This is a genomic window from Lacticaseibacillus sp. YLM2-1 (assembly GCF_056583465.1).
In genome coordinates, this window is the sequence record NZ_CM152617.1 from 812,215 (window position 1) to 836,686 (window position 24,472).

Sequence of the window (24,472 nt, forward strand, 5' to 3'; positions counted from 1 at the left end):
AACAAAAGGGACTGTGACCCGAAAAGGTGGTCAGGGTCCTTTTTTAGTGAACGTGAGTCAGCCCGGGTTTCTGGGCTGACGAGCGCGTTATAGGTGGTCCGAGTAGAATCGGTCTTGATCGTTAAAGCTGAACGTGAACTAGCGCGACAGAAAGAATAACAGAACAGTTGATACGAGGAAGGGGAAGCTCATGGCGTTATTTGAATTACCATTACAAAACGATACTTCCCGGAAAATCATTCATCTGGATATGGACGCCTTTTATGCTTCAATTGAGATGCGCGATAATCCGCAATTGCGTAGTAAAGCCTTGGTAATTGCCCGGGATCCGCGTACAACTGGCGGCAAAGGTGTTGTGACAACGGCCAACTATGTCGCCAGACGTTATGGCGTTCATTCGGCAATGCCGGCCAATGAAGCCTTGCAACTTGTGCCTCGTTCAAAACTGGTGTTTAAGACACCGGATTTTCCAAAATATAAAGCAGTGTCCGCGCAAATTCACGCCTTGTTTCATCAAGTGACCGATCTAATTGAACCAGTGGCGTTCGATGAAGCTTATCTTGATGTCACGGCCAACAAGATGTTCCCGAGTACGATCGCCTTGGCATTGTGGCTGCAAGATCAAATTAGTCAGGCAACGCAGCTCACAAGTTCCATTGGCATTTCCTACAATAAATTTATCGCCAAGCAAGCCTCTGATTACAATAAACCGGTTGGTCGTACACTGGTTTTGCCAGAACAAGCCCTATTATTTTTGGATCGGCTGCCGATCAAGCAGTTTCGCGGGGTTGGTAAGAAAACGTTGCCGAAGTTAACCGACTTAGGTGTCACTGATGGCAAGTCTTTACGGGCCTTATCGCAAGATGATTTGCTCCGGATGTTTGGCAAAATGGGATTTGTGCTTTATCAACATGCTCGTGGCGTTGACAATCGTCCTGTTGCTGTTCGGACGGCGAAGTCAATTGGCAAAGAACGAACCTATGGCACGCCTCTAACTGACGCCGAGGCGGTTCAGACACAGTTACACAATCTGGCAGGGATGGTCGTGACATCGTTGAATCAAAAAGGTATGCACGGCAAAACCGTGGTGCTCAAGGTGCGCGATGTTGACTTCATCACGCAAACAAAGCGGCTAACCCAAGATCACTACTTCGAAGGCGAACAAGCCATTTTCGATGCAGCGTGGCAGCTCTGGGGCAGTGTTGCCATGTCGAACTTGGCCATCCGGTTACTTGGGATTACCGTGACCGGGTTGGATCCGAAGCAGTATGAGAATTTGGACTTACCGTTGTGAAGACAAACAGCGAAGGGGTGCTTGCTGTAGGGGCTTTGGTAACGGCATGCGCTACTTGAGCTAATTAATGCGGTTTAGCGCACGTTTTTCCCATAACGCGCTCGCCAACCCAGAAACCTGCACGTAAGGACACTGAACGCAATGACCAAAATCCGGTCATCACGTTCAGTGCCGCTTACGCTCCGGTTTCTAACCGGGTTGGCTCGCGCTTCGTCTGTCATAGTACAGCCGTAACCTATGGTATACTAACGATAGATTGCAGTGGGGTGATGGTATGGCGACAAAGCATGAGCAGATTTTGGATTATATTGCAAACTTGGCGGTTGGCAAGAAGATTTCCGTTCGGTCGATCGCAAAGCATTTGAAAGTCAGCGAAGGAACCGCTTATCGAGCTATTAAGGAAGCCGAGAATACCGGCTTTGTCTCGACGATTGCGCGTGTCGGCACGATTCGGATTGAACAAAAACCGTTAAATCCAATTGAATCTGTGACATTCAAAACACTGGTTGATTTGATTGACGCCAAAGTTTTAGGCGGGCAGGCCGGTATGGACAAGAAATTGGACAAATTTGTGATCGGGGCGATGACACCAGCTGCCATGCGGCCTTACATCACGCGTAACTCGTTGATGATTGTCGGAAACCGTGAAGATGCACAACGGCTGGCACTAGAAGATGGTGCTGCGGTGTTGATCACCGGGGGATTCGAAACTAGCGCGGCGATTATCGCCTTGGCGGATGATCAGCAGTTGCCTGTGTTGCAAACTGCTTATGATACCTTTACAGTTGCAACCATGATCAATCGAGCTTTGTCAGATCAGGCGATCAAACAGGATATTTTGACAGTAGCTGCTATTTATACGCCGTTGGCCCAAATTCAAACCATTGGTGTTGAGGCGACGGTCGGTGATTATTTGCTGTTGCCCGATCCGCGATATCCATTGCCGGTCGTGACGCGCAATGGGCGATTGGTTGGCGTCATGCGGCCATCGCTGGTTGGCGGTAAGAAGCCGACGGTGCCGATTGAACGGTTGATGCAGAAGGATCCGCAAACTGTCAAACCTTACCTTAGTGTGACTGCTGTGGGGCATACCATGCAGGATAACGGTTTAACGGCCATGCCGGTGGTGGATGATAGCTGGAATCTGTTGGGAATTGTGACCCGCAACGCGGTTTTTTCAAGTCTCACAGGCATTGCCCACAGTCGCGAACTATCCAATACCATTGCCGATCAGGTCAGCGCTCAACTGACCGCCATCACACCGCAACCGCCTTACGTTGGCGGTTACGAGTTGAAAACCGTGCCGGCCATGACCAATTCGCTTGGCACTATGAGTTTTGGGGTGCTGGCTGAAGCCATTAACGGTTGCACTACCCGTTATTTGCATGACACGGGGCGGCGAAACGTGTTGGTCGAAGGACTGAATTTAACAACATTTCGACCCATCCAGTTAGAAAGTGTGGTCACCGTCTTGTTACGTGAACTTGAGATGACTAGGCATGATGCGACGCTGGATGTTGATGTCTTAAGCGACGGGGTTCAGGTTGCTAAAGCGATTGTGACCTGCCAGCTATTAGAAAGGAATTGATTTTTGATGATTCAAACCGATATTATTAACGCCATCAAGGCAAACGATCCAATCATTATCCATCGTCATGTGAACCCAGATCCAGATGCGTTGGGTTCCCAAGTTGGCTTAGCAGAAACCATTCGCGCTAGTTTTCCGGATAAGAAAGTGTATCAGGTTGGTAGTGACACTGGCAATTTGAGCTGGTTGGCACAGGAACAAACCATTACTGATGACGTTTACAAGGATGCTCTCGTGATTGTGACCGATACTGCCGATACGCCGCGAGTTTCTGATGAGCGCTTCAACAAGGGGAAAATGCTGATCAAAATCGATCATCATCCGAACGATGATGCGTATGGCGATCTTGTTTGGGTCGATAACAACGCTAGCTCTGCCTCTGAACTGATTTACGATTTAATCGCCGCCAGCAACGGTGTTTTGAAACTCAGCGATAAGGCTGCTCGCCTAATGTACGCTGGGATTGTTGGCGACACCGGCCGATTTTTATTTAACAATACGACACCGCATACGTTGCAGGTGGCGGCTGAGTTGATTAAAAAGGATTTTGATCCAACAGCCATTAATAATCGGATGAACACGGTGACGTTGGCACAAGCACGGTTGCAAGGCTATGTTGTCGATCATCTGAAAATTACCCCAGCAGGTGCCGCCAGTGTGACGGTACCACGGACCGCGATCAACGAGCTGAAACTGGCTGATGATCAGGTAAGCGCTGTTGTCGGCACACCCGGCCGACTGGATACCGTCATTGCTTGGGCAGAATTTATTGAACAGGCAGAAGGTGGTTACCGTGTTCATCTGCGTTCAAAAGGTCCCATCATCAACACACTTGCCAAAGCACACAATGGCGGTGGTCATCCATTAGCAAGCGGCGCTAAGGCAGCTAATTTTGACGAACTGATTCAAATCGAGACGCAACTCGATCAACTGGTCAAAGAATATTCGACCTCAGGAAAGTAGGCATTATGGAGAATCAATTCAAACAATTTCAACTAAAACCTTTTGTTATCGATGGTCTCAATGCAATGGCCATCACCGCCCCGACACCCATTCAACAAAAAGTTATTCCAGCACTTTTGCGTGGTGAAAACATTGTTGGGCAAAGCCAGACCGGTAGCGGGAAAACTCACGCCTTTTTGGTCCCCTTACTCAGTATGGTAGATCCTACCGAAGATGCGACTCAGGTCGTGATCACTGCCCCTTCACGTGAGTTAGCCAATCAAATTTATGCGGTTGCCCAGCAACTCATACAAACTGAGCCGGCGATTCGGATTAACCGTTTAGTCGGGGGAATGGACAAGCAAAAGCAGATCGACAAGTTGCAAAATCATCAACCACATGTGGCTATCGGAACGCCAGGTCGAATCTTGGACATGATCAAAAGCTATGATTTAGTGCCATCGTCTGTCCGTCATTTTGTAGTCGACGAAGCTGACATGACGCTGGATATGGGCTTCCTCGAAACGGTTGATGCGATTGCCTCGAGTTTTCCAGATCATCTGCAGATGGCTGTTTTTTCGGCGACTATTCCGCAAAAACTGGAACCCTTCTTGCGCAAGTACATGGACAATCCAACGACGATTGAATTGAAACCGCAGTCGGTGATTGCTGATACGGTTGAAAACATTTTGATTGCGTCAAAAGGGCGCGATAAAAATGAGTTAATCTATCAGCTTGTCACGATGGGGCATCCCTTTTTAGTGCTGATTTTTGCTAACACCAAGACCAGCGTGGATGCTATCCATGACTTCTTGAAGCATCAAGGTTTGAAGGTGGCCAAGATTCATGGTGGCATTCAGCCGCGAGAACGTCGGCGCGTGATGAAGGATGTTGCCGACCTCAAATATCAGTATGTGGTCGCCACTGATCTTGCTGCTCGGGGTATCGATATCAAAGGGGTCTCAATGGTCATCAATGCCGAGATTCCCCGCGACAACGAGTTCTTTATTCACCGAGTGGGCCGAACCGGTCGGAATGGCATGGCTGGTACAGCGGTGACACTGTACGAACCGGGACAGGAAGATCAAATTGCCGAATTAGAGCATATGGGCATTAAGTTTGCGCCGAAAATGATCAAAAACGGTGAGCTTGTAGACACTTATGACCGCAATCGTCGAGTTCACCGCAAACCGAAGCAAGAAGACACCAGTCTTGCCATTCGCGGTCTGGTGAAAAAGGCAAAGCAAAAGCACATGCCGAATTATCGTAAAAAGATTCGAACTGCGGTGTTATTAGAACGCAAACGAAATACCAAAATTGCTCGGCGCCAAGCGCTGTTAGCAGAAAAACGCAAGAACCGCAAACGAGGGTGAGCATATGGCAGTCAACGACCTGACCCTGCCGACCTGGAACACGCTGGATGAAGCGCGGCAGAAGTTTATTTTTCAGCAACTCACACGATACTTTCTAAGTCCGTTATTGTCCGTTGACGATATTCGGCCGTTGACGGTGACTTTTTTTGGCCAAACTTTGCATACGTTCGAGGCAATGATTGGCGGGGAATGGTTACGGTTGGTCCCGGGGATGCCTAATGTTAGCTTAGGTTTTGCGGCTGATCAACAAGGGCAGTTGGCTGATTATTTGGGGCAAAGCGGACTAACCATGCAAGACCTGAGCCATCAGCTTTCGCCTGAACGACAAGTTGATATACCAGCGATGCTCGTGGCAACGAGAGCAATGCCAGCGAGCGAAGAGATTTTAGGCCGAGTCAGTTTAACGACACGTATTTTTAAGGGCAATCATATGGCCTACGCGGCTGTTCGTGCTCAAGTGCTGGCCTTGCTGGACCGCCATGGCAGTCTTGATCCGTTTTCTCAATCCGGCTGGCCAGCAACTTTGACTAGCGGATCGGTGATTCTGCGACTTGCCAGTGCGCACCATTATCAGGTCAGCATCAGCAAAAACTGGCAAAAATCTGAGCTGCAAAAAGCACTTAGTTACTTCGGCTTCCGCCTGCCAACCCAAGATCAATATGAATACTTGCAAGGCGGGGGTGTCACCAGCCTATTTTCATTCGGCAATACCCTGCCAGCAGACATGCCACGCTACCTTCCCAATCGCTTCGGCCTAACTGTTCCGGTCACAAGATCCGGCAGTGAGCTAATCCAAGAAGCGATGCAAAAAAGCACACTACTTTCCGCGCAACCAACCGCAAAAGAAGCTTTGGCACTGTCACCGTTTTATCAGTTGGCAGGCGAAGGGAACATGGGCACGGCTTTATATCGGCGCGTGGCGACAATTACGATGGATTGAGAATCTGTACTCGTTGGCGTTTGAATGCGCGCTAAACACTCAGGATGAGACAATAATCAACAACAAGTTGACCCTTTTTTTCAGAAAAGCTATAATGAGTTTTCGTTAGGACATGCGTTGAACCCTGCACGAGACAGAAACGACCGCACAGCTGAGAACGGTCGCGTCAGGCTAAGATGTGCTCCCTGATATTAGTTAAACGACAATTAATGAAGTGGTAATGACTCGCATCATTGCAACCAAGGTGGTACCGCGTGCAAGCGCCCTTGGCAGCAATGGTGCTTTTTATTTTGTGAGCGCGAGCCAGCCCGGTTAGAAACCGGCGTGTAAGCGGCCTTGGACGTGATGGCCGAGTTTTGGTCATTGCGCCAAGGCCCTTACATGCAGGCTTCTGCGACGGCGAGCACGTTATAACGGACACCAAACAAGGAGGAACTTTTTGATGAAAAAAATGTCCAGTGGTGAAATTCGCCAAATGTTTCTGGATTTCTTTAAGAGCAAGGGCCATGCAGTCGAACCGAGTGCATCACTTATTCCCGTTGATGATCCAACTCTGCTTTGGATTAATTCCGGCGTGGCGACCCTGAAAAAATATTTTGACGGATCAGTAGTGCCTGACAATCCCCGGATCACCAATGCCCAAAAATCAATTCGGACGAACGATATTGAAAATGTCGGCAAAACTGCTCGTCATTTGACGTTCTTTGAAATGCTTGGCAACTTTTCTGTTGGCGACTACTTCAAAAAAGAAGTCATTCCTTGGGCGTGGGAACTGCTCACGAGTCCAAAATGGTTTGGATTTGATCCTAAACGGTTATACGTCACCGTCTATCCAAAAGATAAGGTCACGAAAGAACTTTGGCAGAAAACTGGGGTGCCTGACGATCATATTGTGGAGGCGGAAGACAATTTCTGGGATATCGGTGAAGGTCCTTCTGGTCCCGATTCCGAAATTTTCTATGATCGTGGCCAACAATTCAATAATGTGGCTGAGGATGATCCAGAAAATTATCCTGGTGGCGAAAATTCGCGTTATGTCGAAATCTGGAACATCGTCTTTTCTGAGTTGAATCATTTGCCAGATGGCCGATTTGTGGAACAACCGCATAAGAACATTGATACTGGCATGGGTTTGGAGCGACTGGTGGCGGTTATTCAAGGCACACCCACGATTTTTGAAACCGATTTGTTCATGCCAATCATCAAAGCAACCGAGAAAATGAGTGCTGGCAAGCGCTATGGTGTCAGTGCGCAGGATGATGTCTCTTTTAAAATCATTGCCGACCATGCGCGAACAGTGACCTTTGCGATCGGCGATGGCGCCTTACCAAGCAATGAAGGCCGCGGCTATGTTTTACGTCGATTAATTCGTCGGGCGGTTCTGAATGGTAAAAAGTTGGGCATTGATCATGATTTTCTATATCAATTAGTGCCGGTTGTTGGTGAGATCATGAAGAGCTACTATCCACAGATTCTGGCCAACCAACAGTTTATTCAAAAGGTCATTGAATCTGAAGAAGCACGCTTCCGCCAGACTTTGGACGCCGGCGTGACCTTGCTCAATCAGATCATTGCTGACTTGAAACAGGACGGTAAGAAAGAAATTCCTGGAGCAGATGCGTTTAAACTCTTTGACACCTATGGCTTCCCAGTTGAAATGACCAACGAATATGCGCAAGATGAAGGTTTGCAAGTCGACATGGCTGGCTTCAAGAAAAACATGGCTGCGCAGCGTGATCGGGCCCGCAAAGCGCGTGGTGATCGACAGTCCATGGGCAGTCAAGATAAAGTGCTGATGAGCATCACTACGCCAAGCAAATTTACTGGCTGGACCGAATTGGATCATAAGCACGCCTCCTTGCAGACCATTGTGGTGAATGATCAACTGCAAGATAGTGTCAGTGAAGGCACCGCCCAACTGATTTTTGACGAGACGCCATTCTATGCTGAAATGGGTGGCCAAGTGGCGGACCACGGCGAAATCAAGGCCCAAGACGGCACGGTGTTAGCTGACGTGAGCGATGTGCAGCATGCGCCAAATGGCCAAAATCTGCACACCGTTACGGTGAAGGGCAAACTGGAAACAGGCCAGCAATACTGGCTAAGTGTTGATCCGCTGCGCCGTAAGAAAGTATCACTCAATCACACAGCAACTCACTTGCTGGACCAAGCTTTGCGTGATGTTCTGGGTGAGCACACACATCAGGCTGGCTCTTTGGTTGAACCGGATTACTTGCGTTTCGACTTTACGAATTTTGGTCAAGTAACGCCTAAGCAACTACGCCAAGTTGAAACGATTGTGAACCAGAAAATTTGGGACGCTTTACCGATTACTTGGAAAGAAATGCCAATTGAAGAGGCCAAAAAACTTGGTGCGATTGCGATGTTTGGCGACAAATATGGTTCTGTCGTGCGGATTGTCAAGATTGGCGATTACAACACCGAATTCGATGGCGGGACTCATCCAACCAACTCCAGTGCACTCGGCTTATTCAAGATTACAAGTGAGTCTGGGATTGGCGCCGGGATTCGTCGGGTCGAAGCGGTCACGTCAAAAGAAGCTTACGAATATTTGACCCAGCAACAGGATTGGTTGAGCGAAACTGCTGAGAATCTAAAGATTGACCAAGTCAAAAATGTTCCAAGCAAAGTGACCCAATTACAGGCGGATTTAAAAGCCGAACAAAAGACAGTGGCTGGCTTACAGGCCAAGTTGGCAGCCCAAGCGGCGGCAGGTATTTTTGATCATCCTGAGGAAGTCGGCGGTTTGAAACTGATTGCCAAACAGGTTCAGGTGGCCGGGATGAATGAACTCCGACAGTTGGCGGATAAATGGAAAGCCAAGCAGGCATCTGACATTTTGGTACTGGGTACCGAAGTTAGCGGCAAGGCCAACTTGTTGGTTGCTGTCAATGACACGGCTAACCAAGCAGGCTTTAAAGCGGGCGATTTGATCAAGGCCATTGCACCAAAAGTTGGCGGCGGTGGCGGTGGTCGTCCAGACATGGCGCAGGCTGGCGGCAAGAACCCAGCTGGCATTCCTGCGGCGTTGTCTGAAGCAAAGACAGTGATTAGCCAAAAGGCTTAGCTGATTAGGCCAGATGGTCACCATCGATAATGAAGCGGCAAGTTTTTGGAAATTTCGAAAACTTGCCGCTTTTACTTGACCTTTTTTCTGAGATTGGTGAAGTCCATCACGCAAAGTTGAGCGGTCATGTTAAACTTAAGAAAACGATTTCATCGAGGTGGGGAGTATGAACAGGTTGCGGTTGTCGCTGACTGGCTTTTTTGGACCAAACGAACACTATCTGGTTGCCGAACAACATGATGGCATTAAAATCATATATTCAGTTGATCCGCGTGTTTCAACACCTATTTTTTTACGGACCATTGCACAAAATCAAATAGGCCATTAAATTAGTCGATAACGACGATTGGTAGCCGCGCAGAACAAAAAATAGCATTTATTCACTTACTATTGCTCAGGAATTGTACATTTGCTTGTATTTCAAGTAAAATGGTCTGTGAAGCGGATAGAATAGAGGTGTAAGAATGAGCACATTAGATCAAACCGTTCATTTTGATTTTCGAGATAACAATCCGAAGAATGTTCACGAAACGCTGGAGACAGTTTACAAGGCTCTTGAAGAAAAGGGGTATAATCCGATCAACCAGATTGTGGGGTATCTGATTTCTGGGGACCCGGCCTATATTCCACGGTACAATGATGCGCGTAATCTAATCCGGAAACATGAGCGCGATGAGATCATTGAAGAGCTTGTTCGAAACTATCTTGGCAAGGAGCAAGCTTAATGCGCTTGATGGGGTTGGACGTCGGTTCCCGAACCGTTGGGGTCGCGGTCAGTGATCCTTTGGGCTGGACAGCTCAAGGTTTGGAAATTATTCGGATCAACGAAGACAAGGAGCAGTTCGGCATCGCCCGCCTCAAGGAGCTTGTGAAGCAATATGAGGTAACGGCGTTTGTATTGGGGTTGCCTAAAAACATGAACAACTCGATTGGACCGCGTGCGGAAAAGTCACAAGCTTACGGTGAACTGTTGAAAACAACGTTTGGTTTGCCAGTTGATTTCATTGACGAGCGACTCACAACAGTTGAGGCTTCCCGCATGTTGATTGAAGAAGCTGATGCCAGTCGTAAACGGCAAAAGCAGGTGATCGATAAATTAGCTGCTCAGATGATTCTCCAGAATTATCTGGATGCAAAAGGTCCCTTGACCAAGCAATAATCAGGGCAAGTGATGGCATGACCTCCGCCCGTGTTGAAGGAGAAACAAGATGGCAAATAATGAACATGTAACGCCCGGCGAAGACGATCAGCAGATTACGCTGATTGACGAAAAAGGCAATGAAGAATTGTATCAGGTCTTGTTCACATTTGATTCGGAAGATTATGGCAAGAGTTACGTATTGCTGTATCCTGCGAGTGAAAGTGACGATCAGGAAGTCGAAATTCAGGCTTTCTCATTTACCCCCGACGAAAATGGCGATGCCAGCTCGGGCGATCTTTTCCCGATTGAAGACGATGCTGAATGGGATATGGTTGAGGAAGTTTTGAACACTTTCTTGGCCGACGACGATTCGAATCTGAAAGATTAAGTCTTAACTCACGGCATGTAAGACCACCAGAATATTGGTGGTCTTTTTGTAGAGCGCGAGCCAGCCCGGTTAGAAACCGGAGTGTAAGCGGACCTGAACGTGATGGCCGGGCTTTGGTCATTGCGCTCAGGGTCCTTACACGCAGGTTTATGGGCTGGCAAGCGCGTTTACGAGCGAAGTGTAAATTGCCAGCAGCCTAAAAAGGGAGTTAAAGCCGGCCCGGTTTTGAACTGGCGAGCATATGATGACGACAAGCATTACCCCACTTAATATTCGCTGGCAAAACAGATAAATTGAGCTGTGTCGCAATCAACCCCTTATCCTACTTGCCGGCTATGGTAGAATACACTTTGAGAGAGTGGAGGCATTCACGCAATGAGCGAAGAAAAGCGTCGTTTTAAAGCCGTGATCGGTGATAAAACGTATACGATTATCGGACCAGGGTCCGAACAACATTTTATAACGGTCACGAAGTTGCTGAATGAGCGGCTGGAGCAAGTTAAAACACTGGCGCCAGATCTATCGGCCGAGGAACAAGCCATTTTAGTTGCCTTCAATTCTGTTTCCGATCAGGTCAAACTGTTGGCGGCGCAACAGGATGATCATGAGCAGGAAGAGTAGTGGGGGACCGTGTTGATTTCATTATCGATTATTTTAATTTTGGCTTATTTCTATTATAGCGGCGCGCGTCGTGGTGCGGCGTTGCAGTGGTTGCATGTGGCCGGTTATGGGTTGAGCTTTCTTGCTGCAACTGCACTTGCTCGGCCACTGGGGGCGCATTTTACTTTGGTAGTGCCTTATCCGTCTGCTACGAATGCCGGCCAGTTTGCATTTTATTCAGATAAAGTCGGCTTGACGCTTGATACCGCATTTTATCGCGGCTTTGCTTTTTTAGTCGTGCTGACGTTTGGCTGGTTATTAACTCGAGTAGGGGCATTGTGGTTTCACGACTTGACATATGCCGCAATGGGTCATCGACGCAGTGCCATTATTGGCGGCTGTGCTAATTTAGTGATTGGTTACATTTTTCTGTTTTTGATTTTAGCCTTGCTGGCATTGATTCCGATTGCCGGTATTCAACATGGCTTAGACCATGCCATCGTTGCCAAGGTCATGATCAAATATTCGCCAGGGCTAACACAATTTGTGAATGCTTTGTGGCTATGAATGTTGACGACGCTCAGGGACGATTTATCACGTCTTTGAGCGCTTCTTGGTTATAGGAGCAATTATTTATGAATGAAAAGATTTTAAAAACCCTTGAATACGACAAGATTCAGCAGGCATTGTTGGGTCAGGTCGTGACAGCAAATGGCCGCCAGCTGGTGCAGGCCATGCAGCCGCTGACCGATCCAGTCGCCGTACAACAGGCACTAGATGAAACCGCAGACGGCGCATCGGCGTTGCGATTAAAAGGCGGTATTCCGGTGCCGCAACTCGAGAATATTGATCCGGCGCTTAAACGAGTCGACATTGGGGCCGTTTTGAATGGTCAAGAACTAGCCAGCATCAGCCGTGTCTTGCAAACGGTGAGTGCCATTGATAAATTTTTGACTGATTTACAGGATCAGATTGATTTTCGCCAGCTTTACACACTTCAAGAATCGTTAACCGTGTTACCGCAATTATCACGGCGCTTGAAGACAGCCGTTGATCCTGATGGGACATTGACCGATGAGGCTAGTCCTCAGTTGCATGGTGTTCGTGAACAGATCAAAAGTATTGAAGGCGAGATCCGCGGTAAAATGACAAATTATACTCGCGGCGCCCAATCAAAGTATTTAAGTGACCCGATTGTGACGATTCGGGATGATCGGTACGTGATTCCGGTTAAGGCTGAGTATCGCGCCAAATTTGGCGGTGTTGTCCATGATCAAAGTGCGACCGGCCAAACCTTGTTTATTGAACCGCAAGCAATTGTCGCCTTGAATAATCGACTGCGTGAGGCACAACTGGCCGAGGTAGCTGAGATTAACCGCATCTTAGCCGAATTGTCTAATGAATTAGCGCCTTATACCGGTCAAATCAAGGCGAATGCGGCGGTTCTTGGGCATTTTGACTTCATCAATGCGAAGGCGAGATTAGCCAAGGCGGAAAAAGCGACAGAGCCGTTAGTGTCGGCTGATAATGACGTATTGTTGCGTGATGCTCGGCACCCCTTGATCGATCCGCATAAGGTGGTTGGCAACGATATTCCGTTGGGCGACAAGTACCAAGCTATGGTTATCACCGGCCCGAATACCGGTGGGAAAACAATCACCCTCAAAACATTAGGACTGTTGCAGTTGATGGGGCAGTCCGGATTGTTTATTCCAGCTGATGATGAAAGTCGTATCGGCATTTTCGATGAAGTCTTTGCAGATATTGGCGATGAACAATCCATTGAGCAAAATTTGTCGACTTTTTCTGCACATATGGACAATATTGTTCATATTCTCAAACAATTGTCACAAAATAGTTTAGTGCTGTTTGATGAACTTGGCGCCGGCACTGATCCGCAAGAAGGTGCGGCGCTGGCGATCGCGATCTTGGACGCAGTGGGTGAAGTTGGCGCGTATGTGGTTGCCACGACCCATTATCCGGAATTGAAGTTGTATGGGTACAATACAGCAAAGACGATTAACGCATCGATGGAATTTGACAGCAAAACGCTGCAGCCGACTTATCGCCTTTTGGTCGGGGTACCTGGGCGCTCAAATGCGTTTGATATTTCTGCACGTTTGGGGCTGCCGGGCGTGATCGTTGAGCGTGCTAAGTCAATGATCAGCTCGGACAGCCATGAGCTGAATAATATGATCAGCGACTTGGAAAAACAGCGAAAGGCAGCGGAAACCGCTTATGAAGCCGCTCGTCGTCAGCTAGCCGATGCACAGTCTGTCCATGACGAGCTAGCGGCAGCCTACAAGAAGTTCACAACGGAACGCGATGCCCAGTTGCAGCAGGCTAAGGACAAGGCCAACTCGTTGGTTGACAAGGCCCAAACGAAGGCAGATAAAATCATCAAGCAACTGCGCCAAATGCAATTGACGAATCCGGGAACCGTGAAAGAGAATCAATTGATTGCTGCCAAAACGGCGCTTAAACAATTGCATCAAGACGAGCCGCTTCAGAAAAATCGCATCTTGCGCCGTGAACGTGAGAAACAGGCATTGCATGTTGGTGATGAGGTTAAAGTGGCAAGTTACGATCAAACTGGTACCTTGCTGGAGCAATTCGATAAGAAGCATTGGCAGGTTCAACTAGGCATTTTGAAAATGAAGGTACCAACTGATGAGCTGGAAAAAATCAAGCCAAGTAAGCAATCAGCGGCGCAACGTCCGGTTGTCAAAGTAAGTGGCGGCGGGATGAGCGGCCCATCGACCACGCTGGATTTGCGCGGCGAGCGGTATGATCAGGCGATGGCAGATTTGGATCAATACATTGATGCCGCCTTATTGGCCGGTTATCCATCTGTGACGATTATTCACGGACTGGGCACTGGCGCGATTCGCAACGGGGTGACCCAGTATCTTAAACGCAATCGGCAGGTTAAAACGTATGGCTTTGCACCACAAAATGCCGGTGGTTCAGGAGCTACCATCGTAAACTTTAAGTAGCAGGTAGTTTTTTACACTTCATTGTGCTATGATTTAGTTACAAAAAGTAAGAGGAGGGATCCGTTCATGGTTCAAGCAGTAACAGATTCAAACTACAAGACGGAGACCGACACTGGCGTCACCCTAACAGATTTTTGGGCGACTTGGTGCGGCCCTTGCCGGATGCAGAGTCCGGTCATCGACAAATTGGCAGAAAGTCGCGATGACGTTAAATTCGTGAAAATGGACGTCGACGCCAATCCAGAGACACCAAAGTCTTTTGGCATTATGGCCATTCCAACCTTGGTCATCAAAAAAGATGGCGAGGTTGTTGAGAAGCTTGTTGGCTATCAAACCAAGGATCAGTTGGAGTCAACCTTGAACAAATATACGGCTTAATGAATAAGTGAACAGACACGCATCGACGCTACTGGTCGATGCGTGTTTTTTTGCACTAAAACATGTTGAATGGGATGTCGCTTAAGATGAAGCTGACAGGCGTTAATTTCAAAACTTAAAATATTGAAGATTTTCTTGATGCTGATGAATTGGTCTAAAAATAACTAGGATATCAATAGTTATGTTAAAATTTTTCTAAGTCATTGTGTAGGTATTTGGGACGGTGGCAGCATAATTGTTTTACATACCAGTTTCAAAAAGGGATAGCTTAGGCGCCATAACGCATTCGCCACCGCAGAAACCGAAGCATAAGGACCTTGGACGCAATGGCCCAAGACCGGCCATCACGCCCAAGGCTGCTTATGCTTCGGTTTCTAACCGCGGTGGCTCACGCTTCTCATATTACGAAACTGTTAGCTCATTGTTACGCAATTCTTTGGCGTCATTTTTTCTGAAAACCTATAATGAATGTGTAAATAAAAACGTGGGGTGGCATCATGTTCGCAAAATTAAAAGCTATGTGGGAGAATCCCACTTTTCGATTTATTTTTTGGACCATTACGTATTTTCTTATCCTGTTGGTCTTGATTTATCTCTACGGCTACAGCGGGATTAATAACAGTAAATTCATTTATAACGAGTTCTAAAAGCGTGAATTGGCGCGACTAGAAACCGGAGCGCCAGTGAACGCGTCTAAAGAGGAGGAGAGCCAATATGATCGATAATGTGATTACTGCGATCGATCGGGTCGCCGCGGAACATCCAACGCGCGTTGCTTACGATTATGAAGGCACACAGTACACTTACGCACAATTAAAAGAAGGTAGCGATCGCTTGGCAGGCTTTTTTGCTGAAACCTTGCCTGAGCATGAGCCGATCATTGTTTATGGCGGTCAGACTTTCGATATGGTCGAGGTTTTCTTGGGCCTTTCCAAGTCTGGGCATGCATACATTCCGATTGATACCCATAGCCCCAACGAGCGGATCACGCAGGTGCAGGATGTTGCCCATACACCGGCTATCATCGAAGTAGCACCTTTGCCGATTGCGGTTCCGGATGTTCAGATTATTCGCGCACCAGCGTTGCATGAAGCTGAGAAGACGCATGCACCCATTAGTTCATTGCAACATGCGGTCGTTGGCGATGACAATTATTATATTATTTTCACAAGCGGCACAACCGGCAAACCTAAAGGTGTTCAGATCAGTCATGATAACTTGTTGAGTTACGTGAACTGGAACATTTCCGATTTTGGTCTTAAGGAAGGCGTTGTGGCCATGTCACAGCCACCCTATTCTTTTGACTTGAGTGTCATGGATTTGTACCCGACATTGGTTTTGGGCGGTACGCTTAAGGCATTGCCAAAGGAAGTAACGGACAATTTCAAAACGTTGTTCGCAACCTTACCTAAGCTAGGTTTGAATGAGTGGGTATCAACCCCGTCGTTTGCCGAAATTGCCTTGCTTGATCCTAATTTCAATCAAGATAATTACCCTGATTTGACACATTTCCTGTTCTGTGGTGAAGAATTGGTCAATAAAACGGCGCAGGAGTTGATCACCCGTTTTCCAAAGGCAACCGTGTATAACACATATGGCCCAACCGAAACGACTGTGGCGGTCACAGGAATGGCAATTACGCAGGACATTGTGGATCAATATCCGCGTTTGCCAATTGGTTTTGCTAAACCGGATACGGAAATTTTCGTTGTCGATGAGCAAGGCAATCAAGTGTCAGCGGGTACCGAAGGCGAATTGATGATTGTTGGACCAAGTGTTTCAAAGGGGTATCTTAACAATCCTGAGAAAACGGCCAAAGCTTTCTTCAATGTTGGCAGTCAACGCGGCTATCGGTCAGGCGATTTGGCCACGATGACTGAGGATGGCATGATTTTCTATCGTGGCCGAACTGACTTTCAGGTTAAGCTGCATGGCTATCGAATCGAGCTTGAAGATGTTGATCATAACTTGAATCAGGTTTCCTACATCAAACAAGCTTCAACGGTACCGCGCTACAACAAGGATCATAAGGTTGCTCAACTGATTGCTTTTGCAGTGGCGAAGCCCAATGACTTCGAAAGCGATATGAAGCTCACTCAGGCAGTGAAAGCTGAGCTAGGCAAAATGGTGATGGAATATATGATCCCGCAGCGCATTATCTATCGTGACAAATTACCGCTGACAGCCAACGGCAAAGTCGATCGGAAAGCGCTGATTGCAGAGGTAAATCATTAATGCTGAACTTACAACCATATGAGAATCCGCAATACTTTGTTTATCTCATCATTGCTTTACTGCCAGTTATCATTGGCATGTTCAAGGGTTTCCGGATGCACTGGTACGAGAGTCTTTTCTCAATCGTTTTTCTGGTGATGATCTTTGATGCCGATAAGTGGCCGCAAGGTAAAGCACTGTTGGGATATGTTGTTTTCAATCTGCTCTTGGTCTATGCCTACTTCAAGTATCGTACGCGAGAAGGATCAAAAAATTCAACGGCAGTCTTTTATCTCAGCGTCATTTTGGGCATTGCCCAATTAGTCGTAGTCAAATTTACACCGTTGTTCCAACATCATGGTTCCATTCTTGGATTTTTGGGCATCAGTTATCTGACATTTCGGGTTGTCGGTACCATCATGGAAATTCGGGATGGGTCAATCAAAGATTTGAACATGTGGAAATTCATTCAGTTTCTGCTGTTCTTCCCAACAATTTCCAGTGGTCCAATTGACCGGTATCGCCGGTTTATCAAAGACTATGATCGTGTCCCTGATCCAGAGCATTATGCCCAGTTAGTTACTAAGGCAATGCATTATTTGATGCTTGGATTTTTGTACAAGTTCATTCTTGGGTACATTTTTGGAACTTTATGGCTCCCATCGGTTGAACATATGGCCATGGTCAGTCGTACCGGCGCATTTCTAGGCTTAAGCTGGCCGGTCGTAGGTGTGATGTATGCTTACTCCTTCTATCTGTTCTTTGACTTTGCTGGTTATAGTTTATTCGCCGTTGCGATCTCGTATTTGATGGGGATCGAAACGCCAATGAACTTCAATAAACCGTGGATGTCATACAACATTAAGGATTTTTGGAATCGTTGGCATATGAGCCTAAGTTTCTGGTTCCGGGATTATATCTACATGCGTTTTGTCTTCTTTATGATGAAGCATAAGTTGATTAAATCACGGATCTGGACAGCCTTTGTCGGCTATCTGGTGTTGTTCCTGATTATGGGTATCTGGCATGGGGAAACTTGGTATTACATCACGTATGGACTATTCCATGCGATGTTGATCAACTTGACAGACGCTTGGCTGCGGTTCAAGAAGAAGCACAAAGACTTCTTCCCGCACAACAAAGCAACGCATTACTTTGCGATCTTCATGACCGCTAATGCTGTCTGCTTCTCATTCCTGATTTTCTCAGGATTCCTAGACACACTCTGGTTCCATTAAGGTAACGTTGGTACAGGCTTGTCGCTGTGACGACAAGTCGCGGATTAAAAAGAAAGAGGTACTTAATAATGGCTGACGAAGCAATTAAAAATGGTGTTTTAGATATTTTGGCAGATTTAACCGGTTCTGATGATGTGAAGACAAATTTGGATCTGAATCTGTTTGAAACCGGCTTGTTAGATTCAATGGGGACGGTACAACTGTTGTTGGAACTGCAAAGCCAGTTCGGCGTAGAAGCACCTGTTTCTGAATTTGATCGTAGTCAATGGGATACCCCTAACAAAATCATCGCAAAGGTCGAACAAGCACAATGAAAAAACCGATCGGGAAGATCCTTTGGCGCGGACTTGGCCCGCTGCTGATCGCTGTGATCCTGGTCGCTGCGTTGATGCTCGTGCCATTTAAGTTTGGCCGCAGCAGCCAAGCAACGATTAGACAAGCGGCCAGCTCTATGTCGGCCAACGTGCTTAAAGGCGAGAATATCAAAAATGAAGCCATGGCCGAAAACTATGTCCCGTTTATCGGGTCATCCGAGCTGTCGCGGATGGATGCCTTTCATCCTTCTGTCCTGGCACAAAAGTATCATCGCAACTATCGGCCATTCTTGATGGGGATGGCTGGCACGCAGGATCTCACGCACTTCTTGTCGATCAATGCGTTACAACATGTGAATGGGAAAAAGGCAGTCATGGTGTTGTCACCGCAATGGTTCGTTCCTGGCGGGGTTCGCAAGGCGCAGTTTGATTACTTCTTTTCGCCTGCACAAATGACAACCTTCTTGTTATCAGCGAATCCTAACTCAGAGGCTGATCGTTATGCTGCTAGTCGATTGTTGCAATTTCCATCCGCTGACTCTGATCGCATCGCCAATGATGCTTTGAAGAATATTGCGGCAGGGCAGAAGTTATCTGACAGTCAGTACTGGTATTTGAAACAAATCAAGGAACCCATGTCTGACCATCAGGATATTTTATTCTCTCAGCTGTTCTTGGATAATAATCAACCTAAGTTAACCAAAGCAGCCAAGACGCTACCAGGTACTTACGATGCTGATGTATTGGATGGTCTGGCAACACAGGATGGGATGAACGAAACGACGAACAACGCGTTTGAGTTGAAAAATGATTTCTACACCAAACGGGTTAAGCGTAATTTGCCTAAATTAAAAGGCTCTCAGGCAACATGGAGCTATGTGAAATCACCTGAGTATTCAGATCTACAGTTGGTATTGAACACGTATGCAAAAAAGCACATGGAGGTACTGTTCGTCATTCCGCCGATCAATGCCAAGTGGGCCGCTTATACTGGTCTGGATCTCGGGATGATTCAAAACACGGTTACCAAGTTAAAGTATCAACTGAAGACCCAAGGTTTTAATCACGTTCTTGATTTGAGTCAAGATGGTGCGCAGCCATACTTCATGGAAGACACGATTCACATTGGCTGGCGTGGCTGGCTGAAGATGGATCAAACTGTCCGGCCATTTCTCAAAACCACCAAGGCTGCACCCGTGCACTACAAGCTGAATGATGACTTTTACACAACGCGGTGGCAGCAGCGTAGTGCTAATGGCTTGAACTAAAACTTGTCGAGATTCAAAAAGCATCATACTCAAAAAGGAGTCTAAACGTAAGCAACTGCTTGCGTTTAGACTCCTTTTGATTGAGCAGTAAGCATGCAAACCCCAAAATAGGACAGTCAATTATGATACGAGTCTTTTAGCCTATTTTTTGGTTGGTTGGTGATCAGTTTCCAAGTTAATCAGATGCTCGGCTCGCGGTTGGGTATCTTGATTATCCATCACAACGGTCAGAACAACGTTTTGCTCGCGACGTTGAATCGCACTGCCGCCTTCGACTGCAAAACCTAAAACTTGTTGCAGTGCTTGCGCCAAGAACCCTGCTTCTAATTGAAAATCAGGATCTTCATATGTACGAATTCGCGTTGCCACAACGTCACCAGCGAGTAAATATTGCCGTTCCTGCCGCTTTTGTTTGAGCGGGGTGAGCGCGCCAAAGCCAACCTGCGTGAACAGTTGCGGAATGGCTGTCTCATCGACAGGCAACTTAGCAGCCAAATCGCGCCCAGCCCAATAAAGGATGTTGTGCTGTTCCTCGCCAAGCATATTCGGCAGCATGAGATCACGCATCGCTGTCAACGCAAAGAACGAAACCGAGCCTGGAAGGTTCAGCAGGGTGGTATAGTCAGATTTTGCCATGTTGTGCCTCCTGTTTCTATTCGTCTAGTATAGCGGAAAATCCAAAGCAAAGCATGATTTTCTCAACGCTTGCAATTTTTAACAAGAAAACTCACAATAAAGTTTCAGAGAGCGTGAGCAGGCGCGGTTAGAAACCGGAGCATAAGCGGCCTTGAAGCTAAATGGCTGGGCTTTGGCCATTTAGCTTCAAGGTCCTTATGTGCAGGTTTCTGCGCCTGCGAACGCGTTTTAGCGGATCCGAGGGCCATTTTGCGACCAAGGTCCTTACACGCAAACTCTCGGGCCGAGAAATGCGGCTAAAAACGATCTGTCTCACACTTCTACAGCTTCACCCAAAGCCCGTGAGGCAGAACATTTTAAAAAGAATCCTATGCAGACATTTTGGCAACATGAACTACTTTGCTTGCCATCCCTGCAAACCTGTTTCAAAAGGAGAATATTTCATGAACAAGCAACCAATCGGCTTTATTGATTCTGGTGTCGGCGGGCTGACAGTCGTTAAAGAGGCGTTGCATCAGCTGCCAGCTGAAAGCAGTGTTTATCTGGGCGATCAGGCTCGTTTGCCATATGGCCCGCGACCTGCCGAACAAGTACAGGCGTTTACTTGGCAGATGGTCAATTTCTTGCTTAAAAAGCATATTAAAATGCTCGTCATTGCCTGCAACACTGCCACCGCAGCGGCATTACCCTTAATTAAGGCTAACTTAGACATACCAGTCATCGGTGTGATCAAACCCGGCAGTCGGGCGGCACTGAAGGCGACTCAAACTGGTCACATCGGGATTATCGCCACAGAAGGCACCGTTAAAAGCGGTGCTTATGTGAAGGCTTTACGAGCAAAGGCGCCGAAGATTCGCCTAACTAGTCTGGCGGCCCCTAAATTTGTCTCATTGGTGGAAAGTAACGAAGCCCACTCACCCATTGCTAAACGGGTGGTGGCTGACACCTTGCAACCATTGCTGCATGAAGACATTGACACGTTAATTTTAGGTTGTACACATTACCCGATTCTGCGCCCGTTGATTCAAAATGTGATGGGTGATCAAGTGACCTTAATTGATTCCGGCGCCGAGACTGTGAATGATGTTTCCATGCTACTTGATTATTTTGATCTAGCAAACAACAGCGGCGACACCCCAACTCACGAATATTACACAACCGGGGCACCATCAATGTTTGACGAACTTGGCGAAGCTTGGCTTGAACTGACGGCGCCGATGCACGCCAAACATGTCAACATTGAGGCTGAGGCAGACCACGCTATGGCTACAGTGCTTGAAGCAAAGGGTAAAACGATTGTCGTTGCCAGCAAAAATCAAGGAAAGATTAAAGAATTTAAAACAATGTTTGAACCTGCTGGCATCACGGTGAAGAGTCTAGCCGACTTTCCAAGCGTGCCAACAGTTAACGAAACTGGCACAACATTTGAGGAGAACGCCCGACAAAAAGCCGATCAGTATGCCAAAGATTTGCAGTTGCCGGTGATTGCAGATGATTCTGGGTTGATGGTCGATGCTTTAGACGGGCAACCTGGTATTCGCTCAGCCCGTTATGCAGGCGATGGTCACAACGATGCAGCTAACAATGCCAAACTATTGGCAGCCTTGGCAGATGTCCCGGAAGATGATCGAACAGCGACTTTTCATACTACCTTGGTGCTTGCTAAACCGGATCATCCGGAAGCAGACTTGGTGGTACATGGTGATGTGAGCGGACTAATCACTGCGATCCCACGTGGCACAGATGGTTTTGGCTATGATCCATTCTTTTTTGTTCCAGCGTTAGGGAAGACAATGGCGGAAATGACCGCTGAAGAAAAAAATCAAATTAGTCATCGCGGGAACGCAATGAGGGCACTTGAAGATGTTTGGCAAACATGGTTGGAGGCAAACGGATGAAAATTTTAGCAGTTAGCGATACCCACGGTGATCGAGAGATTCTCACAGCTTTGTTGAAACAACAGCCGCATCTTGATGGCTATTTCTATGCCGGTGACTCAGAATTAGCCGCTGATGATGGCCTTTTTCAGCAGTACGAGGCAGTTGAAGGCAACATGGACTATGATCCTAATTTTCCCATGCAAATCACGACCACCATTCAAGGTGTGACAGTCTTCATGGCCCATGGACATCGTTTTGGGGTTAATTTTGGCCTAGATAAACTCATCGCTGCTGGCGAAGGGGTTCATGCTGATCTGATCATTTTCGGGCATACCCATCAGTTAGGTGTGGAGGAACATGCGGGGATTGTGATTCTTAATCCTGGTTCTATCAGCCAGCCGCGTGGCCAGTTTGCCAACCTTGGCGGAACTTATGCCACTGTTGAATTTACTGCGGATAACGTTCATGTTGATTTTTTGAAGCGTGATGGGGCAATCGTGCCAGAATTAAGTCGTGATTTTTCAAGGAAGCACGATTAAAAAAGATCTCACTAGCAGGACGCTGTCAATTGACAGTGATCTGCAGGTGAGATCTTTTTGGCTAGCCTTTGATGAATAGAACTTTGTAGGTGAAGACGGCTAGGATGGCTGCTAAAATCGGAGCAACAACCGGTACCCATGAGTATCCCCAGTCGGAGCTGCCTTTATGTTTAAGCGGCAGCAGTGCATGGAGAATGCGGGGACCGAGGTCACGGGCCGGGTTCAAGGCTGGCCCAGTTGGTCCACCCAGCGAGGCAACCAAGGTCGCGACCAGAAAACCCAATCCCATGTGGGCAGTACCCAGATTATTTTGGAAAAAAGGAGCCTTGGTAATTCCGAGGGCACCGATAAAAAGAATATAGGACCCGATGAACTCGTTGACGAAACCGTTAAGCTTGCTCTTGGTGGCGCTGATCGTGCTGAAGGTGCCTAAAACATGCTGTGTATTGGTTGTGAGATCATAATGCGGTTTGTAGGCCGCAACCACCAATAACTGACCGAACATGGCACCAGCCATCTGTACCGCAATATATGGCAAGACTTCTGACCATGGGAACATGCCAGATGCAGCGAGTCCAAGGGTAAAGGCGGGATTGATGTGATTGCCTGAAATCGCGCCAAACATCATCGCAGGAATCATCACCCCAGCACCGTAGCCCACGGCAATGAGCAACCAGTCAGAGCCGTTACCTTTTGTCCCTTTTAAATCAACGTTGGCTACAGAGCCATTTCCCAGTAGCACCATAATCGCGGTGCCAATAAATTCGGCGGCTAAACGCACGCCTAGATCGTATGTCATTTGTTTCCTCCAAGTAGTTAAAATAATACCCAAAAGCTTATGAAAGTATAAATATAGCTGAAAATAGTGTACCAACTTTTTGGGGAACCGTCCATTTAAACGACTAGTAAGCGTGGGCAGGTTTCTGGGCCTGCGAATGCGCTGCTTTGCGCATTATCGGACGAATTCGCTCGAAAGGTGGTTGAATCAATTAACCAATTGTCCGTCTTTTGACGGATGGCAGCGAGTAACGTAAGCGTTAAGATGAAATAAAGAAGTTGCCTGAAGCTGAATTTTTATGCGTACTCAGGTAAAATAGGACTGTCAATAAAGGAGTTGCTCATATGTTAAATCCAGTCATTGCCAATATGCTGATCGAAAATCGGCATCACTTCATGATTTCAGCCGACATGGTTGCAACTGTGTCTGAAAACAATCCTTTGAGTCATGCCTTTTTGGTATTGACCAAGGTGCGGTACGCGAAAATTCCTGTCCTCGATCATGATTCAAAATTCAAAGGGCTCATCTCACTGCCAATGATTACCGAGACCATGCTTGGCCTTGATCACATGAGTTTTAATTCACTAGATACAATGACAGTCAAAGATGTGATGCAGACAGAGGTCGCGACCATTGATGATCCCTACGACTTGGAAAATGTCCTACATTTGCTCGTCGATAACCCATTCATTCCGGTTGTCCAAGATGGTTACTTTACTGGCATCGTCACCCGTCGTGAAGTTATGAAGGGGATCAATAATATTGGTCACAACATAGATAAGAATTTTCAATTAGAACCCTTAACAGTTACGGTACCTAAAGAATCTTAACTTAGAAAAAACGTCGCATTGCTAAAAGCAGGGCGACGCTTTTTTAT

The 24,472-nt window shown here is 47.2% G+C and carries 23 protein-coding genes; 21 read left to right on the forward strand and 2 right to left on the reverse strand.

Annotated elements, in window-relative coordinates; translation table 11 throughout:
• Window positions 1–190 precede the first annotated feature (190 nt).
• From dinB to dltD, 18 genes are all read left to right on the forward strand, one after another.
• Window positions 191–1,294 carry a DNA polymerase IV gene (gene dinB / locus AC07KQ_RS03860; RefSeq protein WP_003563986.1) on the forward strand — a complete coding sequence of 368 codons (1,104 nt, stop codon included), beginning with the start codon at window positions 191–193 and terminating at the stop codon, window positions 1,292–1,294.
• A 274-nt stretch (window positions 1,295–1,568) separates the two neighbouring features.
• Window positions 1,569–2,882 (forward strand): DRTGG domain-containing protein, encoded by a 1,314-nt coding sequence (locus AC07KQ_RS03865; protein WP_003563989.1) that lies wholly within the window; start codon window positions 1,569–1,571, stop codon window positions 2,880–2,882.
• Between the two features lie 6 nt (window positions 2,883–2,888).
• Window positions 2,889–3,845: a DHH family phosphoesterase gene (locus AC07KQ_RS03870; RefSeq protein ID WP_003563990.1), complete on the forward strand. Its 957-nt coding sequence runs from the start codon at window positions 2,889–2,891 to the stop codon at window positions 3,843–3,845.
• Between the two features lie 5 nt (window positions 3,846–3,850).
• Window positions 3,851–5,197 carry a DEAD/DEAH box helicase gene (locus AC07KQ_RS03875; protein ID WP_013245536.1) on the forward strand — a complete coding sequence of 449 codons (1,347 nt, stop codon included), beginning with the start codon at window positions 3,851–3,853 and terminating at the stop codon, window positions 5,195–5,197.
• 4 nt (window positions 5,198–5,201) lie between these two features.
• Window positions 5,202–6,137 (forward strand): hypothetical protein, encoded by a 936-nt coding sequence (locus tag AC07KQ_RS03880; protein ID WP_013245537.1) that lies wholly within the window; start codon window positions 5,202–5,204, stop codon window positions 6,135–6,137.
• Window positions 6,138–6,579: 442 nt separating this feature from the next.
• Window positions 6,580–9,225: an alanine--tRNA ligase gene (alaS, locus tag AC07KQ_RS03885; RefSeq protein ID WP_012491199.1), complete on the forward strand. Its 2,646-nt coding sequence runs from the start codon at window positions 6,580–6,582 to the stop codon at window positions 9,223–9,225.
• A 464-nt stretch (window positions 9,226–9,689) separates the two neighbouring features.
• Complete coding sequence (locus tag AC07KQ_RS03890) at window positions 9,690–9,950, forward strand: IreB family regulatory phosphoprotein (RefSeq protein ID WP_003564007.1); 261 nt, start codon at window positions 9,690–9,692, stop codon at window positions 9,948–9,950.
• Window positions 9,950–10,384: a Holliday junction resolvase RuvX gene (ruvX, locus tag AC07KQ_RS03895; RefSeq protein WP_003564009.1), complete on the forward strand. Its 435-nt coding sequence runs from the start codon at window positions 9,950–9,952 to the stop codon at window positions 10,382–10,384. Before AC07KQ_RS03890 ends, ruvX begins: the two co-directional genes overlap by 1 nt.
• A 49-nt stretch (window positions 10,385–10,433) precedes the next feature.
• On the forward strand, window positions 10,434–10,754 hold the full coding sequence (locus AC07KQ_RS03900; protein ID WP_003564011.1) for a DUF1292 domain-containing protein: 321 nt from the start codon (window positions 10,434–10,436) through the stop codon (window positions 10,752–10,754).
• A gap of 375 nt (window positions 10,755–11,129) precedes the next feature.
• Entirely contained in the window at window positions 11,130–11,375 is a 246-nt protein-coding gene (locus tag AC07KQ_RS03905; protein WP_003564013.1) for a cell division protein ZapA, read from the forward strand.
• Window positions 11,376–11,387: 12 nt separating this feature from the next.
• Window positions 11,388–11,921 carry a CvpA family protein gene (locus tag AC07KQ_RS03910; protein ID WP_003564014.1) on the forward strand — a complete coding sequence of 178 codons (534 nt, stop codon included), beginning with the start codon at window positions 11,388–11,390 and terminating at the stop codon, window positions 11,919–11,921.
• A gap of 68 nt (window positions 11,922–11,989) precedes the next feature.
• Window positions 11,990–14,350 (forward strand): endonuclease MutS2, encoded by a 2,361-nt coding sequence (locus AC07KQ_RS03915; protein WP_003564016.1) that lies wholly within the window; start codon window positions 11,990–11,992, stop codon window positions 14,348–14,350.
• A gap of 66 nt (window positions 14,351–14,416) precedes the next feature.
• Window positions 14,417–14,728, forward strand: coding sequence for a thioredoxin (gene trxA / locus AC07KQ_RS03920; protein ID WP_003564019.1), 312 nt, complete (start codon window positions 14,417–14,419; stop codon window positions 14,726–14,728).
• Between the two features lie 497 nt (window positions 14,729–15,225).
• Entirely contained in the window at window positions 15,226–15,375 is a 150-nt protein-coding gene (locus AC07KQ_RS03925; RefSeq protein WP_003564021.1) for a teichoic acid D-Ala incorporation-associated protein DltX, read from the forward strand.
• Between the two features lie 67 nt (window positions 15,376–15,442).
• Window positions 15,443–16,963: a D-alanine--poly(phosphoribitol) ligase subunit DltA gene (gene dltA, locus AC07KQ_RS03930; protein ID WP_011674281.1), complete on the forward strand. Its 1,521-nt coding sequence runs from the start codon at window positions 15,443–15,445 to the stop codon at window positions 16,961–16,963.
• Window positions 16,963–18,180: a D-alanyl-lipoteichoic acid biosynthesis protein DltB gene (gene dltB, locus AC07KQ_RS03935; RefSeq protein ID WP_003564026.1), complete on the forward strand. Its 1,218-nt coding sequence runs from the start codon at window positions 16,963–16,965 to the stop codon at window positions 18,178–18,180. The genes dltA and dltB overlap by 1 nt, the downstream gene beginning before the upstream one ends.
• Before the next feature lie 68 nt (window positions 18,181–18,248).
• Window positions 18,249–18,494, forward strand: a complete 246-nt coding sequence (gene dltC, locus AC07KQ_RS03940; RefSeq protein ID WP_003564027.1) for a D-alanine--poly(phosphoribitol) ligase subunit 2 — start codon at window positions 18,249–18,251, stop codon at window positions 18,492–18,494.
• Window positions 18,491–19,762 carry a D-alanyl-lipoteichoic acid biosynthesis protein DltD gene (gene dltD / locus AC07KQ_RS03945; protein WP_003564029.1) on the forward strand — a complete coding sequence of 424 codons (1,272 nt, stop codon included), beginning with the start codon at window positions 18,491–18,493 and terminating at the stop codon, window positions 19,760–19,762. The genes dltC and dltD overlap by 4 nt, the downstream gene beginning before the upstream one ends.
• Window positions 19,763–19,903: 141 nt before the next feature.
• Here the strand turns inward: dltD and AC07KQ_RS03950 are convergent, their stop codons facing one another.
• The gene (locus AC07KQ_RS03950; protein WP_003564031.1) at window positions 19,904–20,398 is read right to left on the reverse strand and encodes a DUF2507 domain-containing protein; all 495 of its coding nucleotides are present in this window, start codon (window positions 20,396–20,398) and stop codon (window positions 19,904–19,906) included.
• 443 nt (window positions 20,399–20,841) lie between these two features.
• On the opposite strand from AC07KQ_RS03950, the gene racE reads away from it, so the two are divergent.
• Both racE and AC07KQ_RS03960 read left to right on the forward strand, forming a co-directional pair.
• A complete protein-coding gene (gene racE / locus AC07KQ_RS03955; RefSeq protein WP_480156620.1) occupies window positions 20,842–22,296 on the forward strand; it encodes a glutamate racemase in 1,455 nt (484 codons plus the stop codon).
• Complete coding sequence (locus AC07KQ_RS03960; protein ID WP_003574139.1) at window positions 22,293–22,817, forward strand: YfcE family phosphodiesterase; 525 nt, start codon at window positions 22,293–22,295, stop codon at window positions 22,815–22,817. Before racE ends, AC07KQ_RS03960 begins: the two co-directional genes overlap by 4 nt.
• 61 nt (window positions 22,818–22,878) lie before the next feature.
• Here AC07KQ_RS03960 and AC07KQ_RS03965 read toward each other — a convergent pair whose 3' ends face one another.
• A complete protein-coding gene (locus AC07KQ_RS03965) occupies window positions 22,879–23,616 on the reverse strand; it encodes an MIP/aquaporin family protein (RefSeq protein ID WP_003564035.1) in 738 nt (245 codons plus the stop codon).
• A 323-nt stretch (window positions 23,617–23,939) separates the two neighbouring features.
• Between AC07KQ_RS03965 and cbpB the strand changes: the two genes are divergently transcribed.
• Complete coding sequence (gene cbpB, locus AC07KQ_RS03970) at window positions 23,940–24,425, forward strand: cyclic-di-AMP-binding protein CbpB (protein ID WP_003564036.1); 486 nt, start codon at window positions 23,940–23,942, stop codon at window positions 24,423–24,425.
• Window positions 24,426–24,472 lie beyond the last annotated feature (47 nt).

Excerpts from the sequence above, each read along its gene's own strand:
- AC07KQ_RS03905 (WP_003564013.1), top strand. The coding sequence starts at position 11,130 with ATGAGCGAAGAAAAGCGTCGTTTTAAAGCCGTGATCGGTGATAAAACG.
- dinB (WP_003563986.1), top strand. The coding sequence starts at position 191 with ATGGCGTTATTTGAATTACCATTACAAAACGATACTTCCCGGAAAATC.
- AC07KQ_RS03865 (WP_003563989.1), top strand. The coding sequence starts at position 1,569 with ATGGCGACAAAGCATGAGCAGATTTTGGATTATATTGCAAACTTGGCG.
- dltA (WP_011674281.1), top strand. The coding sequence starts at position 15,443 with ATGATCGATAATGTGATTACTGCGATCGATCGGGTCGCCGCGGAACAT.
- AC07KQ_RS03925 (WP_003564021.1), top strand. The coding sequence starts at position 15,226 with ATGTTCGCAAAATTAAAAGCTATGTGGGAGAATCCCACTTTTCGATTT.
- dltB (WP_003564026.1), top strand. The coding sequence starts at position 16,963 with ATGCTGAACTTACAACCATATGAGAATCCGCAATACTTTGTTTATCTC.
- AC07KQ_RS03915 (WP_003564016.1), top strand. The coding sequence starts at position 11,990 with ATGAATGAAAAGATTTTAAAAACCCTTGAATACGACAAGATTCAGCAG.
- AC07KQ_RS03960 (WP_003574139.1), top strand. The coding sequence starts at position 22,293 with ATGAAAATTTTAGCAGTTAGCGATACCCACGGTGATCGAGAGATTCTC.
- AC07KQ_RS03965 (WP_003564035.1), bottom strand. The coding sequence starts at position 23,616 with ATGACATACGATCTAGGCGTGCGTTTAGCCGCCGAATTTATTGGCACC.
- cbpB (WP_003564036.1), top strand. The coding sequence starts at position 23,940 with ATGTTAAATCCAGTCATTGCCAATATGCTGATCGAAAATCGGCATCAC.
- AC07KQ_RS03950 (WP_003564031.1), bottom strand. The coding sequence starts at position 20,398 with ATGGCAAAATCTGACTATACCACCCTGCTGAACCTTCCAGGCTCGGTT.
- AC07KQ_RS03875 (WP_013245536.1), top strand. The coding sequence starts at position 3,851 with ATGGAGAATCAATTCAAACAATTTCAACTAAAACCTTTTGTTATCGAT.
- AC07KQ_RS03870 (WP_003563990.1), top strand. The coding sequence starts at position 2,889 with ATGATTCAAACCGATATTATTAACGCCATCAAGGCAAACGATCCAATC.
- AC07KQ_RS03890 (WP_003564007.1), top strand. The coding sequence starts at position 9,690 with ATGAGCACATTAGATCAAACCGTTCATTTTGATTTTCGAGATAACAAT.
- AC07KQ_RS03900 (WP_003564011.1), top strand. The coding sequence starts at position 10,434 with ATGGCAAATAATGAACATGTAACGCCCGGCGAAGACGATCAGCAGATT.
- AC07KQ_RS03880 (WP_013245537.1), top strand. The coding sequence starts at position 5,202 with ATGGCAGTCAACGACCTGACCCTGCCGACCTGGAACACGCTGGATGAA.
- ruvX (WP_003564009.1), top strand. The coding sequence starts at position 9,950 with ATGCGCTTGATGGGGTTGGACGTCGGTTCCCGAACCGTTGGGGTCGCG.
- alaS (WP_012491199.1), top strand. The coding sequence starts at position 6,580 with ATGAAAAAAATGTCCAGTGGTGAAATTCGCCAAATGTTTCTGGATTTC.
- trxA (WP_003564019.1), top strand. The coding sequence starts at position 14,417 with ATGGTTCAAGCAGTAACAGATTCAAACTACAAGACGGAGACCGACACT.
- dltC (WP_003564027.1), top strand. The coding sequence starts at position 18,249 with ATGGCTGACGAAGCAATTAAAAATGGTGTTTTAGATATTTTGGCAGAT.
- racE (WP_480156620.1), top strand. The coding sequence starts at position 20,842 with ATGAACAAGCAACCAATCGGCTTTATTGATTCTGGTGTCGGCGGGCTG.
- dltD (WP_003564029.1), top strand. The coding sequence starts at position 18,491 with ATGAAAAAACCGATCGGGAAGATCCTTTGGCGCGGACTTGGCCCGCTG.